This window comes from Shewanella sp. S23-S33, from assembly GCF_043359565.1.
In the GTDB taxonomy this organism is placed as follows: Bacteria; Pseudomonadota; Gammaproteobacteria; order Enterobacterales; family Shewanellaceae; genus Shewanella; species Shewanella oncorhynchi.
On the sequence record NZ_JBHFFD010000064.1, the window covers coordinates 99,254 to 115,727 of the forward strand.

The following is a 16,474-nucleotide window of genomic DNA, read 5'->3' on the forward strand; positions in this document are numbered from 1 at the left end:
GAACCATGAAATAGGGCGCCAAAGTCGGCGCCCTATTTTTTAAGTGATTGAGTTATAAACAACTACTTCATAAAGCTCAGATAGCCCTGTAAGACAATTAAGTTAACTATGTCGATGAAGAAGGCACCGACGATAGGTACTACCATAAAGGCTTGGGGTGATGGCCCTGTGCGTGAGACTAGCGCGCCCATATTCATTACCGCTGTTGGGGTTGCCCCCATACCAAAGCCGCAGTGGCCACCGGTGATCACCGCAGCATCGTAATTACTGCCCATGACTTTGAACGTCACGAAATAGGCAAAAATGGCCAACACTGCGGTTTGTACCAGTAATATCACCAGTAGCGGGATCGCTAAATCAAAAATTTCCCATAACTTTAAAGTCATTAAGGCCATTGAGAGGAAGAGTGACAGCGCGACAGTCCCTATCACATCGATACTTTCGGTATGGGGTTTGTAACCGCGGGTGAGTTCTGTGAGATTAGCGATGAGCACGCCAAGAAAAAGAGCATATACAAAGTCGGGCATCTTTAGCCATGCAATACCCGATTGGCTGATCCACATCGTGAGCCATTTTGATCCTGCAACACACAACAACAGTACAAACAGAGTTTCTAATATGGTTTTGGCGGTGACTTGGTCTTCTTCTAAGTGATCATAAGTGACTAAATGCGGATGTTCACTGTGATGCTTGCGGCCAACCCCATAGCGAGAAACGAGATTATGTTTACCGATTAATCGCTGTGCGACGGGGCCACCGATGATCCCACCCATGATCAAACCAAAGGTTGCCGCGGCCATAGCAAACTCTAAGGTGTTGATACCGTAGCGCTCAGCAAAGGTTTGTGACCAAGCGACGCCGGTACCATGGCCGCCCGACAGGGTAATTGATCCTGCGATAAGTCCCATGATGGGATCGAGCCCCAATAGGCTGGCTAAACTGACGCCGACGGCATTTTGAATCACAATATACATTGAGGCCACACCTAAAAAGATGAAGACTTTTTTACCACCGCTGAGCAATAGCTTGTAGTTTGCCGAGAGGCCAATGGTGCTAAAAAACATCAGCATTAAGGTATTTTGCAGTGATAGGCTGAAGTCGAGACTGATATTTTGAAAGTGAAGAAATGTGACTCCCGCGGCGACAACAAGGCCACCCACTATGGGTTCGGGGATATTATATTGCCTGAAGACACGTACATGGCGATTGATAGAGTGGCCGATAAACAGCACGAAAATGGCAATTAAAAATGATTCTAGCTCGCCAATCATATAGGTCATGTGCATGAAAATTCCTTACAAACTGTCTTAGTGCGGGCGTTTCATTGGGCACAATGTCCAATGAGAAGTAACCCATCTTGTTATTAAGTACCTGCTAATGCTGGATGTTAAGCGCTTGATGTCGAGGACAGATCAGTGTTAATCCGATAAAAAATTTAAAGGACGAGTAGGCGCGAGTGTGTATCGTTTTATGGTCTACAGACCAAGAACAGCAGATTAAATAGCCTGTTCCTGAGCATAAATAACTGTCTATTTATGAGGTGTTGCTGAGTCTATCTGTGGTCAAGGCTGAGGCGGTTGATGCGTGCCTCCTATGACCGAATGGAGGCGAGTTTAGCAGAAAATGGACGGATTGTCGCTAAATCATAATAGAAATCATGATGTTACATTCTTGTTTTTCTAGTGTTGCTAAAATAATGGCAAGATTGACGCTACAATATACCTGGTTGTTGAGCGGATTTGAATACTAAGATCCGCCTGCATCAGCGACTGATTTTATCAGCCTATTAAAGCTGAGTTTAGGCTCTAGCGTGCTAGCCTATTTGGCTAACACGTTTGTTAAGGCGTTATCAAGATCACTGAATTGAAACTGAAAACCCGCTTCGAGGGCGCGTTTGGGGTAAACAAATTGCCCTTCTGTCAGTAGCTCCGACATTTCGCCCATCGCTAAGCGTAATGCAAGCGGTGGGGTAGTGATTAACGCTGGGCGATTAAGTGCTTTTCCGAGCGCTTTGGTAAACACAGCGTTACTCACTGGATTGGGTGCAGTGGCATTAAATATGCCTTTACAGTGTTGTTGAGTGAGTAAAAAATCAATAAGGGAAATGAGATCCTGCACATGGATCCAGCTCATACCTTGGCGTCCATGGCCAATTGGGCCACCGAGTCCGAGTTTAAATGGCGGTAACATTTTCTCTAATGCGCCACCTTTTCCTAGCACGATACCAATACGGATAATGCAGACTCGTGTGTGCTCTGAGGTTGCATTTAGCGCCTCTTGCTCCCATTTTCGACAGATGTCATGGCTAAACTCAACATGGGCGCCACTAGACTCATCGAGTAATTTATCATCGTGCCGCCCGTAATAACCGACTGCCGAACCACTCACCATGATCTTAGGCGGATTACTACTCTGCTGTATGAGCTGAGTTAATCTTGCCGTAATATCCCAGCGACTATCACAAATACGTTGCTTCTGGTTTTTACTCCAACGTTTAGCGACTATGGGTTCACCCGCAAGATTTACAATGGCATCAATGTGATTTAAGTCGCTTAGCTCATCGAGACTCTCGAGGTAATGGTGCTGATTGCCGAGCACTTTTTGTGTTTGTTGCACCGAGCGAGTTAATAACGTCAGTTGATGATATGGCGCCAGTCGTTCGACTAATTGGCGGCCAATAAAGCCGCTTGCGCCGGTGATCAGTATATTCATGGAACCTCTCTTAATTGGTTAAGCTCTGTGGATATATACCAAAATGCGGTGTGCAACGATCACTTAGTCGGAGTATTTTTAGCCAGATTATTTTTGATAACATAACTCCATCGAGACTGAATCGGCAAAGCGTAGTGCATGGGGTTTGTCTATTTCGACACTGGCAAATTCAACCCAAGGATGCTCACTGGCGATGGCCAGCGTTTGGCTGGTGAGATTTTCGAGTAATGAGAAACGGTTATTCTCAATCAGTTCAATGATCTTTTTGGTGATAGTGCGGTAATTGAGCGCATCCTCAACATTGTCACTGTTGCGGGCACGTTCGGCACAATAATGGATCACGACGTTAATGATCACGTCTTGGCGATTTTGGATTTCATCTTCTTTAATGCCAATAAAAGTACGAAGTCTTAAGTTTTTAATGCGTATAATCGCGGTTTCTGGTTTCATAATGACAAATGGCTATCTTAAGCTAAAGTTGCTGAGGTTAAGTGGTTTCAAAGGTTAGCCTAACAATTTTATCTAAGATCAAGAAGGATTTTTAATAAATGACTCGACCTAATGCGCCCTCTGCTGCTTATCGTGGCTTTGCGGTTATGGCCTTTGTAGTGATTATTTTGGCAGGGATTAAGGCGGCGAGCCCGATTGTGGTGCCGTTTGTGCTGTCCAGTTTTCTTGCGGTGATTTGTAATCCTGCAATCGGTTTGATGACAAAGTTCCGTGTGCCTAAATGGCTGGCAGTGATCCTCTTGATGGGTTTTATTGTGTTGATGGGCCTATGGTTAGCCTCAGTCGTCGGCAGTTCTGTCAATGAGTTTTCCAAGCAATTACCCCAATATCGGGTGCAGTTAGTCGAGCAATTTGCTTGGATATTAAATAAGTTACATTCCTTCAATATTCAGATTTCCAAGGATCAAGTGTTAGCGTATTTTGACCCTGGCATGGCCTTGTCTATGACAACAAATATGCTGTCGGGTGTTGGCAATGTGATGGCGAATTTATTTCTGATCATCTTAACCATCGTCTTTATGCTGTTTGAAGCCCAATCGTTGCCAAAAAAATTGCATCTGGCGCTGGACGATCCCGATATGCGCCTCAAGCAGATTGACCGCTTTTTGCAATCGGTTAATCAGTACATGGTGATCAAGACGCTAGTAAGCTTAGCGACCGGGGTTATCGTCGGTGTGGGATTGACCTTCATCGGCGTGGATTACGCCATGTTATGGGCGGTGATTGCTTTCCTGTTTAATTACATTCCCAATATTGGTTCTATCATTGCCGCGATTCCAGCGGTGTTGTTGGCCTTTATTCAGCTTGGCCCTGCGGCGGCGGGGGGAACTGCACTTTTGTACGTGGGTGCCAACATGGTGATGGGCAATATCATTGAGCCTAAATTTATGGGGCGCGGTCTGGGGTTATCGACCTTAGTGGTGTTTTTATCATTAATTTTCTGGGGCTGGTTATTAGGTTCTGTGGGCATGTTGCTGTCAGTGCCATTGACTATGGTGGTTAAAATTGCCCTCGAATCGAGTAAGAGTGGTAATTGGTTAGCCATTTTATTATCGGACGATATCGAAGATAAGTTCTTGGCTAGTAACACGGAAAATGCAATTCCCAATGGCGATGAAGCCAATACAAGTGCAACTGAGAGTAAGTAGTAGAAGATGCAAAGTTTTATACAAGCGCTAGCGACAATTGAGTTAGGTGATGATGCGGTGCGGTTATTCCACGGCCGCGGTGGGCATTACGTGGGTTGTGAGCACCTATGTTTAGATTGGTTTGCACCCGTACTATTGCTGACCAGCTTTACTCCCTTGGAGGATACGGATTTAACCCTCTGCCAACAGGCGATTGCAGCGCGCTGGCAAGTTATTCGGCCAGATAGCCAATTGAATTTAGTCTACCAATACCGTAGTGCGGGGGAGACGTTTACCCAATTATTGCAAGGTGAAGTGCCTGAGCCGCATATCGTTAGCGAAAATGGCGCACGGTTTCAGGTGCACCTAATGCGCGGACAAAACCACGGACTCTTCCTCGATATGGCTAATGGTCGTGAGTGGGTGAGAGCAAATGCCCGCTATAAAAAAGTGCTTAATTTGTTTGCCTATACCTGTGGTTTTTCTGTGGCGGCATTGCAAGGCGGCGCCGATGAAGTGGTGAATATGGACATGAGCAAAGGCGCATTAGGCATAGGCAAACAGAATCATTTGCTGAATGGCTTTAGCGCGGGAGCCCGTTTTTTAGGCCATGATATTTTTAAATCTTGGGGCAAACTGAAAAAGCTCGGTCCCTACGACATTGTTGTTGCCGATCCACCGAGCAATCAGAAGGGCAGTTTTGTTGCGACTAAGGATTATGTGCGTTTAATTAGGCGTTTACCTGAGTTGCTTGCCGAGAATGGCGAAGTATTACTGTGTCTAAATGCACCTGAACTCGATACCGCTTTCCTGCGTCAACAGGTAGCGGAAGCAGCACCTGCACTCGAATACATAGAGCGCTTAGCCAATCCGCTAGCCTTTATGGATGTGTCGGAAGAGAAGTCACTTAAGGTGCTTCGCTACCGCTTATCGACTCAAGCCTAGGCCTGATTTAGCTTAACAGGCCAGTATTAACTGGCCTTTTTGTCGGCTTAGGTTGAATGTTTAGCTTTTTACACAGTCGCTTATTACTCAGCACTTATTATTCAGTAGCTTAATCGCTCAGATAGCTGCGATCGCCCATAGGTTTTAATCACTTTACTGACTTGATGTTGGTCTAAGTGTTTTAGGGTGGACATTTCACCATAAAGCCTGCCCTGAACATCTAATGGCATTCCCTAGATTCATTTTATGTAAGTGATTTCTGTTAATCGCTTTTGTGTATAAAGCGAATGATGACATGGCGTCAGCATGGCCTCAATATCCTCGTAGAAAAGTGAAAGTCTTTCATGTCGAATCACTGATTGTGAGCTATTTAAATGATAACCAGCCTTAAATGCTATGCTTGGTGATACAAAACTGAAAGTTTTCTGTAATTGTGGCTTTTGCTTTGTTATACTCCCGCCCACGGAATGTATCCCTTTCCTCATAGGCAAAATGTCAGCATAGAATGACAAGCCTCTGCGACCTTACCCAATCAAGCAGGAGTTGTTATGGAAGTTCATGAATACGAAAATGCTTATTATCAAGTGAAAGACGATGTACTAACGTCTTTACCTGCTGAAAGCGAAGAAGAAGTGATCCAGGCTTAATCGATAACGATTAAACTGACGGTACTTATGAGTCGGAAATAACAGAACAAGCACAAAAAATAGCAACCTTAGGGTTGCTATTTTTTTGGCTGAAAGTAAGCAGAATGATTGTATGACAAGGTATGCGCGGTGAAAGCAGGCAAGAAAGGGGGTTAACCGTTAACTTTGCGCTTTTCAGGCAGAAGTTCGACGATAATCCATTGGCTACCAATTTTGTGTAGGCGTATGGTCCTGTCATCAATCCATGGTTGACCACCTTTAAGACCTTTCATTTTGACCACAACAATGACGTCTTTGGTAAATTTGCGGAAGAAGTCGATATCGATATCATCAATTTCCATTTCAACATTGGTCATAGATAGGCCGAGCATATTACGCTGTACGGCTGCGGCAATGTGGTAATGGGTGAGCACTTGTTTAATGGGATCGTCGACGTATTGCTTGGCTTGTTCAACATTACGATCAACATAAATCGCTTTAAAAAAGCCTAAGCTCACTTCTTCCGGTGATAACTGGCGTTGCTCTTGCGTTGAGGGATCGCCACAACCGAAGAGAAACAGGAGGGAGAAAAAAAATAGAGTTCGCATAAGTTTTAGTTATTGGAATTTGTTCCGAGTATCGCGATTTTAGCTGTAATGTACAAGTCTTGTCGTGATTCGCTGTCTATTGTGAAAAGCATTGACTCAAACCTCATGTGTGTGGCATATAGTTAGGAGTCATATAAAAAGGTTATCCACAGAAACTGTGGAAAACTATGTTGAAGACTTCAGTGATACTTTGTAAGTCACTGATATTGTCTTGCTTTATTTGCTGGTTAAAAAGTGACGCTTTTCTGCTTTCCATTATGTTCCACTTCTACTTGTGGATATTTTTCGCAATTTGCCGAGCTTATTCACACTGCATAATTCGATATTTCTCGTTTTTTCTTCATCTTTTGTAATTTCGACTCATCCATTAAGCGATTCTTACGATCAACGGTATGGTTTACGCTAAATTTGAGCATAAAAAAGCACCGGTAATAACCAGTGCTTTTTTGTGCGTAACGCTATGCAGATTTAATGCTGTTAGCCTTTAGCTGCGTCGTTTTGTGCGGCTTGAATTGCCGTTAGTGCGATAGTGTAGACGATGTCATCGACTAACGCGCCGCGAGACAAGTCGTTCACAGGTTTGCGCATACCTTGCAGCATAGGACCAATACTGATCAGATCGGCGCTTCGCTGTACGGCCTTGTAAGTCGTGTTGCCTGTATTAAGGTCTGGGAACACGAAAACGGTAGCTTGACCAGCGACAGGGCTATTAGGTGCCTTAGAGCGGGCAACGTTTGGCATAACCGCCGCATCGTATTGCAATGGACCATCAATAATCAGATCTGGGCGTTTTTCTTTGGCAATACGGGTTGCTTCACGCACTTTATCCACATCAGAACCTGTACCTGAGTTGCCAGTTGAATAGCTGATCATTGCCACTCTTGGCTCGATACCGAAGGCTTTTGCTGATTCTGCCGATTGGATGGCGATATCTGCTAACTGCTCAGCATTGGGATCTGGGTTAATCGCACAGTCACCGTAAACAAGCACTTGATCTGGCATCAGCATAAAGAAGATGGATGAAACTAAGCTTGAGCCCGGTGCCGTTTTGATCAATTGCAGTGGTGGGCGAATGGTATTGGCTGTGGTGTTAACCGCACCAGAAACGATACCGTCGACTTCGTTTTGCGCCAACATCATAGTGCCGAGCACCATGTTGTCTTCTAACTGTTCACGGGCAACGACTTCAGTTAAGCCTTTGCTGCGACGCAGTTCCAACATAGGTTCTACGTAACGGTCGCGCACCTCTTCTGGATCGATAATGATCACGCCTTCGCCAAGCACCACATCTTGCTGTGCGGCGATACGCAGGATTTCATCTTTTTTACCTAAAAGTACACAGCGAGCAATACCGCGTTCTGCACAAATGGCCGCCGCTTTAATGGTACGCGGCTCATCACCTTCAGGTAGCACCACAGTCTTGTGGGCGGCGCGCGCCAATTCCGTGAGTTTGTAACGGAAAGCCGGTGGTGACAGGCGATGCTCACGGGGTGAGTTTTTAGTCACGCTTTCAATCCACGTTTGATCGATGTGGCTGGCCACATAATCCTGCACCAGATCGATACGAACCGCGTCATCGACGGGTACTTCATGGTCGAAACGTTGAATGTTGAGCGAGGTTTGCCAAGTGTTACTGTCGATCAAGAACACAGGTAAACCAGTTTCAAAGGCCTGTTCACACAGCTTAAGGATTTCCGGCTCTGGCTCGTAGCTACCGGTCAACAACAGGGCACCAATTTTCACGCCGTTCATGGCCGCAAGACAGGCTGATACGATCACATCTGAGCGATCGCCTGAGGTTACAAGCAAGGAGTCAGTCTTAATATGAGTGACCATGTTCGGGATACTGCGGGCACAAAACGTTACTTTACGCAGGCGGCGGGTATGCATTTCACCAGCATTTAGAATGCGTGCACTTAAATGTTTCGCTAAATCCGACGCACGAGGAGCGACAAGATCAAGATTGTAGGGCACGCTGCCTAAGATACGCAGTGGGCTCTTACCCGGCAGTTGGAACATGCTGGCCGCATCTGAGCGTTGAACACCTTGGTGATCAAAGACTTCAGATAAGTCAGGGCGCGCGCGACCTTCGTCGTCCACGGGTGCTCCAATCTTGTTAATCACAGCGCCAATTAAGCGTTTATTCTTTTTCCCGCCCCAAGAGTTATAGGCGATTTCGAGGCGATTCATTAGCCCTGTGGCCGTATCACTGCCTGGTGTGGCAATAAAAATCACGTCGGCATCCATGGCTTTAGCGATGGCATAGTTCACATCATCGGCGAAGGGATGATTACGCGTTGGCACTAAACCTTCGACAATTAAGGTCTCTGTGTTGCTAGCGCAATCGGCCGCACGAGCGATGATTTGCTCCATTAAGACGTCGATTTGATCGGCGCGAATTAAGGCTTCGGCATGGGCCATGTCGAAGGGCTCTAAGGGATTTACTGTTGGCGATTTGCTCAGAATAGTGGTCGAGCGTTCTGGGCCATTATCGTTTGGACGAAGCTGAGAAATAGGCTTAAAGAACTGAACCTTAACCCCGTGGCGCTCCAGTGCGCGCACCATCCCAAGGCTTAAGGAGGTCAGGCCGACTCCGGTACCTATGGGGATTAACATAATATTACGAGACATAAAAACCTCTAGTTTCGATGGTTTTTGGCAGAATAGTTTCTGCAAATTTGCTTGTGAGTACGGCTACGTAAGGTATAAAGCCGTTTGGGTGAGCAAACGGCTTCGGCCTTTTTATTTGTTGATAAGTTTAATGGAATCTTCGGCGATAACCCATTCTTCGTTCGTTGGTATCACCATGGCAATCGTGCCTTTATCTTGGGTGATGATACCTTTCTTACCGAAACGCGCCGCTTTGTTGCGCTCACTATCGACATGGAAATTGAATATTTCCAGCATGTTGAGCACTTTTTCACGGATTAAATCTGAGTTTTCACCAATACCACCGGTGAAGACGACTGCATCTAAACGGCCCAGTGGCACAGTGTAAGAGGCGATGTACTTGGCTAAGCGGTAGCAGAAGATTTCTAAGGCTAAGGTCGCGCCTTTATGGCCCTCGGCGTAACCTTCCTCAATGCCACGGCAATCGTTGGTCAGCTCGGAAATACCCAGCAGACCACTTTGCTTGTTCATCAGGTTATTCACTTCTTCTAAGGTGTAACCCAGTTGATGGACTAAGTGATAGATGATTGAAGGGTCAATATCGCCACAACGTGTGCCCATCACTAAACCTTCTAATGGGGTTAAGCCCATAGAAGTGTCGACACTTTTGCCGCCTTTGATGGCAGTGACTGATGCACCGTTGCCTAAGTGAGCACAGATAACATTCGTTTCTTCAATTGGCTTGTTGAGCATTTTTGCCGCTTCACGGCTAACAAATAAATGACTCGTGCCATGCATGCCATAACGGCGGATACCGTGTTCACGGTATAACTTGTAAGGCAGGGCGTAGACATAAGCTCTGTCTGGCATGCTTTGGTGGAAAGCGGTATCAAATACAGCAACCTGTGGCAATTTAGGGAAAGAGGCCATTGCCGCGCGGATGCCGATAAGGTGAGCAGGATTGTGCAGTGGGGCTAATGAAGCACAGTCTTCGATACCTTTGATCACGCTCTCATCGATGATCACTGAGCGAGTGAATTTCTCACCACCGTGAACGATACGATGGCCAACGGCTTGAATTTTTGCTGCTAATTCAGGTTGTTCCGCAAGAATTTTATTAACAATGTATTCAACTGCTTCACGGTGAGCCGTAAATGCACCTAAGGCTGCTTCATGTTTTTCGCCGTTGATTTTCCATTTAATGCGAGAGTCTTCTAAACCAAAACATTCGGCTAAGCCAGAAATTTGGTCGTCACCTGTTTGCGCGTCAATGACGGCAAATTTGAGAGAAGAGCTACCGCAATTGAGAACTAAAACCAGTTTATTTGACATGTGTAAACCCTTTGCCATTGTGTTTAATATAACGATTCAAAATAATGAGGAACTGCGGTGTTTTTACCATATCAGTCTTGGGGCGATTCGCCAGATTGTGCTATGGTAAGAGCAGTATTCCATTGTAGTTGGTGTCTAAGATTGAGCATTAAGATCCTCAAAACCTTAGGTGATGGTCATCAGTATATGAAGACTTGGCCTATGGTTAGACAACTGGGTTTTTATTTTCCTGAGTATCGGGTCGTCCGAGCAACTCAGCTCGCCATACTGGTGATGCCAGTGCTGGCGATTTTTGTGAGCATGAGCCAGCTGTATATTCACGGTTGGGCATTTCTGCCCCAAGCTGTCACTCTCGGTTTATTTTTCATCAGCTTACCGTTACAGGGGCTGCTGTGGTTAGGCTGGCGAGCTCGCCATCCATTACCGTTAACGCTGTTCGACTGGATTAACCAGTTGAGTGCGAAGTTGTCATCCATGGGTATCAATTGCCACACTTTAGGCGCTAAGGCCTGTTACCTCGATATGGCACTGATTTTAAAAATAGCTTTTGAGCGTCTAGATGCTAGTTATTGGGAAGAACTTTAGGCCGTTGCCGCTGTTATCCCTTTTGGCTCTTTTGTTACTGTGGATTAATAAATCGCGTTAATCCCTTGCTGGACAAATACCGCTTTGATCTTTTCCATGGTTTCTCGACTCGGGGGGGATATCCCATCGAGTTGGTAGCTTTCGCCCATGGCTTCCCACTTATGTTTACCTAATTCGTGATAGGGTAGTAACTCTACCTTTTCAATGTTTTTCATGGGCTTGATAAACTCGGCCAGTTGTAATGCCGATGCTTCATCGTCGGTAAATCCGCCCACTACGACATAACGTATCCACGTCGCTTGATTACGCTCTGCCAAATACTGCGCAAACTGTAATGTTCTATGGTTGCTGACTTTGGTTAACTCAATATGTTTTTCATCGTCCATGTGCTTGATGTCGAGCAGGACCAAGTCAGTATGGTCGAGTAACTCATCAATCACTGGCGTGTACTTACGTACAAAACCATTGGTATCTAAACAGGTATGAATACCTTCTTGCTGACAAGCCGTGAATAATTCGGCGACAAATTCGGCCTGTAAAATGGCTTCACCACCACTGGCCGTAACACCACCATTGCTGGCATCGAGAAAAGGCCGATAGCTGATGATTTGGCTCATTAACTCATCGACCAGAACTTCTTTTCCACCATCAAGATCCCAAGTGTCACGGTTGTGGCAATATTGGCAGCGCATTAAACAGCCCTGCATAAAGGTGATAAACCGTATGCCGGGACCATCTACTGTGCCAAAGGATTCCACCGAGTGGATCCGACCGATAACTGCCATTGTGACTCCTGTTAAAATAAGTGAGGCTGTAGCACAGTGTACTACAGCCTTGACTAATTTAGCTTACAGACCTTTTGTGAACGTACGCGTGATCACATCTTGTTGTTGTTCTGGAGTCAGTGAGTTGAAGCGCACTGCATAGCCAGAAACACGGATGGTCAGCTGTGGATACTTGTCTGGATGCTTAACGGCATCTTCGAGCATCTCGCGGTTCATCACGTTGACGTTCAAGTGTTGGCCACCTTCTTTTTTGTCATTGTGGTCGAAGTATCCGTCCATCAATGCCGCTAAGTTGGTACGGCGAGCATCATCATCTTTACCCAGCGCATTTGGCACGATTGAGAAGGTATAAGAAATACCGTCTTGAGCGTGGGCAAATGGGAGTTTTGCCACTGAGGTTAAAGAAGCGATTGCGCCTTTTTCATCACGGCCATGCATAGGGTTTGCACCCGGTGCAAATGGCGCACCTGAACGACGACCATCTGGTGTGTTACCGGTTTTCTTACCATAAACCACGTTTGAGGTGATGGTCAGAATTGACTGCGTTGGGATTGCATTGCGATACATTTTACGGTCACGAATTTTCGCCATAAAACGTTCAACTAAGTCACAGGCGATATCATCTACACGTGGGTCGTTGTTACCAAATTTTGGATAGTCACCGCTGATATCGAAATCAACTGCTATGCCGTTTTCATCACGCACTGGTTTTACGGTGGCGTATTTGATGGCAGACAGCGAGTCGGCTGCGATAGATAAACCCGCAATACCACAAGCCATAGTGCGACGTACGTCTCTGTCGTGCAGCGCCATAAGCGCGGCTTCGTAAGAATACTTATCGTGCATGTAGTGGATTGAGTTCAGTGCAGTGACATATTGAGTCGCTAACCAATCCATTAAACCGTCTAAGCGATTCATCACATCATCAAAGTTGAGCACTTCGTCTGTGATCATGTCTGCTTTAGGGGCAATCTGGATTTTCAGTTTTTCGTCTACGCCGCCGTTAATCGCATACAGCATGGTTTTCGCTAAGTTAGCGCGAGCACCGAAGAACTGCATGTGTTTACCCACAACCATAGGGCTCACACAACAGGCGATTGCATAGTCGTCTGATTGGAAATCAGGACGCATTAAGTCATCGTTTTCATATTGGATTGAGCTAGTGTCGATAGACACTTTGGCGCAATATTTTTTGAAACCGATTGGCAGTTTATCTGACCATAATACTGTGATGTTTGGCTCTGGACTTGGACCCATAGTGTAAAGGGTGTTCAAGAAACGGAAGCTTGATTTCGTCACTAACGTACGGCCATCTAAGCCCATACCGCCGATTGACTCCGTCGCCCAAATTGGGTCGCCTGAGAACAATTCGTCGTATTCAGGGGTACGTAGGAAACGCACCATACGCAATTTCATCACGAAATGGTCAACCATTTCCTGAGCTTGTTGCTCAGTTAAGGTGCCATTTTTCAGATCACGTTCAATATAGATGTCGAGGAATGAAGAGGTACGACCTAATGACATGGCAGCGCCATTTTGGCTCTTCACTGCAGCTAAATAGCCGAAGTAAGTCCATTGGATCGCTTCTTGTGCATTGGTCGCTGGACGAGAAATATCGAAGCCATACTTGGCAGCCATTTTCTTCATTTGGCCTAATGCACGGTGTTGCTCGGCAATTTCTTCACGTAATTGGATAACGTTAGATAACTCTTCACCCGCTTCGAACTGCGCTTGCAGTGAGCTAAATTGGGCAAACTTATCTTTCATCAGGTAATCGATACCGTAAAGTGCCACACGGCGATAGTCACCAATGATACGGCCACGGCCATAAGCATCGGGTAAGCCCGTTAAAATACCTGATTTACGACAGGCCATAATTTCGGGGGTGTAAACATCGAACACACCTTGGTTATGGGTTTTACGCAGTTCTGAATAAACGTATTTAACATCTTCATCCAGTACACGATCGTAGGCGGCGCATGAGCTTTCCACCATACGAATACCACCGTTAGGCAACATAGCGCGTTTTAGCGGCGCGTCTGTTTGTAAGCCAACGATAGTTTCTAATTCTTTGTTGATATAGCCAGCGTCGTGGGAAGTGATGGTTGAAACCATCTTAGTGTCGAAATCAACAGGCGCGTGGGTACGGTTTTCCTGTTTGATGCCTTCCATGACTTTATCCCACAATTTTGTGGTCGCTTCGGTGGCACCGGCGAGGAAGGACTCGTCGCCTTCAAAAGGCGCGTAGTTTTGTTGGATAAAGTCACGTACATTGACTTCAGATTTCCAATCGCCAGGAGTAAAGCCTTCCCATGCGTTGGCAAACAGTTCAGTTTTGTCGGTCATCGTACTAATACCTTCTGGTTGAGATAAAAGGTTATTGGCGATCAGCGTTAAGCAATGCTGAGTATAAGCCAATAGCTAATTCCTGAAATAAAGCTCCCTTCATGATGACGCCCTATGATGGGAACTGGATTTTGAAGCGCTCGTCACTCCAAAAGTCTGTCTATTGATACCCGATAAGATGACAAATATTCGCTTACTTTGATTATCGGCTACTGATAAATCTTTATAATTGGTAAGACCAATTGTCCATAAGCATATTAACATAGGTCTGTCGCTATCGCATCTTAAACGGCTTGGTTTATGCTCTGTTAATCCCAAATTTGCTAGCTAGGTAGCATTTTTTTACCACAATAGGGAATACGGCACGCTTTTTAAGTTGGTGTGACATCTGAACCCCATATCTCTTAAATCAGCCTGCCTATATTGTTCCCATTTACTGTCCACCTTTAGCGAGGATAAATCTATCCTCGTATAGGCTGATTTTGATTGGTGGGAGTCACGGCTCGATAATGGAGGCTGTCACAGTAGGTGCAGTGGTTATGATATTAAAAATAAGTTTGATGTTAGCTATTTGTATTAATTTATTTTTATTTGCTAACTTAGTGTCGATTTAGGAGACGGCATGTCATAACGCCATCAAATAAAGCATGCAATGCTTAAATCATTCAGGAAGGGTTAAAGAGTGGCTAAATACAGTAGTTTGCTATGATGCAGGCAACTTATTACTTGCTGTTGGACTAAACTGTAAATGCTAAAGTATCGGTTCAATTTAATGAATACCGAGAGACACGCGTCAAGCTATTGGTCATTTAATGTGTCATTGCTGAGGTTTGCTTGAATCTATAGCGCATTAATTTAAGCGTTAGTTCGCTAAATATGAGATGGAAACGTGCAGGATATGCATTGTATACCATCTTAATTAAGCCACATTCTTGCGATGAAAATCGGGCTGTCATGGTAAGACCAATTAACCTTTTGTGTTTTTGGCTTCAAAGTTTTCACATTTTGGGTGTGAATAGCATCACGCTTTAGCAATATCTGCTTCACAGCATAAGCGCGTTGTATGATACAAAGCGAGACTTTAGTGAATCATCATTTAAGCAAATCATTATCTCGGTTTTGATTCGTGTTATCTGCGCAATGGCGCTGCTGGAGATACCTATGCTACGCGTTCAAGTTTGTTTATCTGAAGTTGGAGTTATGCAATGAAAAGCCCAAATCCATCGTCATCAGTTCCAACTGTGACAAACAGCGCACATGAAGCGCCACAGGTTTCAGCTCATTTTAGTTGTTACAATCAGGCTGAAATTTACGGGACAAGCAAAGTGGTTAAAGCACCTTGGCAGTCCTTTGGTTTAGCCGTGTTTGCTGGCGCATTTATCGCCTTAGCCTTTGTTTTTTATTTAACCGTAACCACTGGCGCAGGCGATGCGCCTTGGGGTTTAGTTCGTTTCGTTGGCGGAATAGCCTTTAGTTTAGGTTTAATTTTAGTGGTTGTTTGCGGTGGAGAACTGTTCACCAGTTCTGTGCTCAGTACCGTCGCCTGGGCACAAAAACAGGTCACTGGCGCTGAATTACTCAAATGTTGGTGCCGCGTGTATGCCGGCAATTTTGTTGGCGCCATGTTGATGGTTTGCTTGATCACTGCCGCAGGTATGTATGAGCTCGATGGTGGTAATTGGGGATTAAATGCCCTTAAAGTGGCACAGCACAAACTGCACCATACTTGGGTCCAAGCCTTTAGTTTAGGCATTTTATGTAACATGTTGGTGTGTTTAGGTGTGTGGATGACCTTTGCCAGCCGTGATGTGCTGACTAAATCGTTACTGTTAATTTTACCTGTGGCTATGTTCGTTAGTAGTGGCTTTGAACACAGTATCGCTAACCTGTTTATGGTGCCTATGGGCATGATGATCCAATCAATCGCCAGCCCAGAGTTCTTCGTGTCTTTAGGGGTTACTCAAGCACAATTTGCCGATTTAACCGTGGCAAACTTTATATTCAATAATTTAATACCTGTAACCTTAGGCAATATTGTCGGTGGCGGTGTGATTGTTGGTTTAGGTTATTGGTGGATAGAGCAGGGTAAAGTAACCTTGGCTGAACCACACAAAGCTCATCATGAACACTTTTCTGCACCACATTCGCATGCTGAAAAATCTCAGCATCAGAGTGAGATTAAGCTGACTAAACATTCCTAAAACGTCTTTAATTATCAGTCTGAAGTGAAAGTGCCCGGCAGGTAGCTGGGCATTTTTATGTCGGTTTACTATGATGTGTAAATAATG

The 16,474-nt window shown here is 45.2% G+C and carries 12 protein-coding genes; 4 read left to right on the top strand and 8 right to left on the bottom strand.

Annotated features, from left to right (window positions below):
* Positions 1–62: 62 nt before the first annotated feature.
* The 3 genes from gltS to folX form a co-directional block, all read right to left on the bottom strand.
* Positions 63–1,286 (bottom strand): sodium/glutamate symporter, encoded by a 1,224-nt coding sequence (gltS, locus tag ACHA99_RS17630; protein WP_393944135.1) that lies wholly within the window; start codon positions 1,284–1,286, stop codon positions 63–65.
* A gap of 532 nt (positions 1,287–1,818) precedes the next feature.
* Positions 1,819–2,712: a TIGR01777 family oxidoreductase gene (locus ACHA99_RS17635; RefSeq protein WP_393944137.1), complete on the bottom strand. Its 894-nt coding sequence runs from the start codon at positions 2,710–2,712 to the stop codon at positions 1,819–1,821.
* Between the two features lie 87 nt (positions 2,713–2,799).
* On the bottom strand, positions 2,800–3,162 hold the full coding sequence (folX, locus tag ACHA99_RS17640; protein WP_006082167.1) for a dihydroneopterin triphosphate 2'-epimerase: 363 nt from the start codon (positions 3,160–3,162) through the stop codon (positions 2,800–2,802).
* 98 nt (positions 3,163–3,260) lie between these two features.
* On the opposite strand from folX, the gene ACHA99_RS17645 reads away from it, so the two are divergent.
* Positions 3,261–4,370, top strand: coding sequence for an AI-2E family transporter (locus ACHA99_RS17645; RefSeq protein ID WP_393944139.1), 1,110 nt, complete (start codon positions 3,261–3,263; stop codon positions 4,368–4,370).
* A gap of 6 nt (positions 4,371–4,376) precedes the next feature.
* Positions 4,377–5,294, top strand: a complete 918-nt coding sequence (locus ACHA99_RS17650; RefSeq protein ID WP_393944141.1) for a class I SAM-dependent methyltransferase — start codon at positions 4,377–4,379, stop codon at positions 5,292–5,294.
* A gap of 799 nt (positions 5,295–6,093) precedes the next feature.
* Here the strand turns inward: ACHA99_RS17650 and ACHA99_RS17655 are convergent.
* From ACHA99_RS17655 to ackA, 3 genes are all read right to left on the bottom strand, one after another.
* Positions 6,094–6,528 carry a hypothetical protein gene (locus ACHA99_RS17655; protein ID WP_105252133.1) on the bottom strand — a complete coding sequence of 145 codons (435 nt, stop codon included), beginning with the start codon at positions 6,526–6,528 and terminating at the stop codon, positions 6,094–6,096.
* A gap of 477 nt (positions 6,529–7,005) precedes the next feature.
* Positions 7,006–9,159: a phosphate acetyltransferase gene (gene pta / locus ACHA99_RS17660; protein WP_028760976.1), complete on the bottom strand. Its 2,154-nt coding sequence runs from the start codon at positions 9,157–9,159 to the stop codon at positions 7,006–7,008.
* Between the two features lie 111 nt (positions 9,160–9,270).
* Positions 9,271–10,470 carry an acetate kinase gene (gene ackA / locus ACHA99_RS17665; RefSeq protein WP_105252134.1) on the bottom strand — a complete coding sequence of 400 codons (1,200 nt, stop codon included), beginning with the start codon at positions 10,468–10,470 and terminating at the stop codon, positions 9,271–9,273.
* 141 nt (positions 10,471–10,611) lie between these two features.
* On the opposite strand from ackA, the gene yfbV reads away from it, so the two are divergent.
* Positions 10,612–11,055, top strand: coding sequence for a terminus macrodomain insulation protein YfbV (gene yfbV, locus ACHA99_RS17670; RefSeq protein WP_081729091.1), 444 nt, complete (start codon positions 10,612–10,614; stop codon positions 11,053–11,055).
* Between the two features lie 44 nt (positions 11,056–11,099).
* Here the strand turns inward: yfbV and pflA are convergent, their stop codons facing one another.
* Both pflA and pflB read right to left on the bottom strand, forming a co-directional pair.
* Entirely contained in the window at positions 11,100–11,840 is a 741-nt protein-coding gene (gene pflA / locus ACHA99_RS17675) for a pyruvate formate lyase 1-activating protein (protein ID WP_105252135.1), read from the bottom strand.
* Positions 11,841–11,903: 63 nt separating this feature from the next.
* Entirely contained in the window at positions 11,904–14,186 is a 2,283-nt protein-coding gene (gene pflB / locus ACHA99_RS17680; protein ID WP_028760972.1) for a formate C-acetyltransferase, read from the bottom strand.
* 1,205 nt (positions 14,187–15,391) lie between these two features.
* Here pflB and focA point away from each other — a divergent pair.
* Positions 15,392–16,387, top strand: a complete 996-nt coding sequence (gene focA, locus ACHA99_RS17685; protein ID WP_393944145.1) for a formate transporter FocA — start codon at positions 15,392–15,394, stop codon at positions 16,385–16,387.
* Positions 16,388–16,474 lie beyond the last annotated feature (87 nt).

What these genes read in the sequence shown, in the direction of transcription:
- gltS (WP_393944135.1), bottom strand. Translation starts at nt 1,286, where the DNA reads ATGCACATGACCTATATGATTGGCGAGCTAGAATCATTTTTAATTGCC.
- ACHA99_RS17635 (WP_393944137.1), bottom strand. Translation starts at nt 2,712, where the DNA reads ATGAATATACTGATCACCGGCGCAAGCGGCTTTATTGGCCGCCAATTA.
- folX (WP_006082167.1), bottom strand. Translation starts at nt 3,162, where the DNA reads ATGAAACCAGAAACCGCGATTATACGCATTAAAAACTTAAGACTTCGT.
- ACHA99_RS17645 (WP_393944139.1), top strand. Translation starts at nt 3,261, where the DNA reads ATGACTCGACCTAATGCGCCCTCTGCTGCTTATCGTGGCTTTGCGGTT.
- ACHA99_RS17650 (WP_393944141.1), top strand. Translation starts at nt 4,377, where the DNA reads ATGCAAAGTTTTATACAAGCGCTAGCGACAATTGAGTTAGGTGATGAT.
- ACHA99_RS17655 (WP_105252133.1), bottom strand. Translation starts at nt 6,528, where the DNA reads ATGCGAACTCTATTTTTTTTCTCCCTCCTGTTTCTCTTCGGTTGTGGC.
- pta (WP_028760976.1), bottom strand. Translation starts at nt 9,159, where the DNA reads ATGTCTCGTAATATTATGTTAATCCCCATAGGTACCGGAGTCGGCCTG.
- ackA (WP_105252134.1), bottom strand. Translation starts at nt 10,470, where the DNA reads ATGTCAAATAAACTGGTTTTAGTTCTCAATTGCGGTAGCTCTTCTCTC.
- pflA (WP_105252135.1), bottom strand. Translation starts at nt 11,840, where the DNA reads ATGGCAGTTATCGGTCGGATCCACTCGGTGGAATCCTTTGGCACAGTA.
- pflB (WP_028760972.1), bottom strand. Translation starts at nt 14,186, where the DNA reads ATGACCGACAAAACTGAACTGTTTGCCAACGCATGGGAAGGCTTTACT.
- focA (WP_393944145.1), top strand. Translation starts at nt 15,392, where the DNA reads ATGAAAAGCCCAAATCCATCGTCATCAGTTCCAACTGTGACAAACAGC.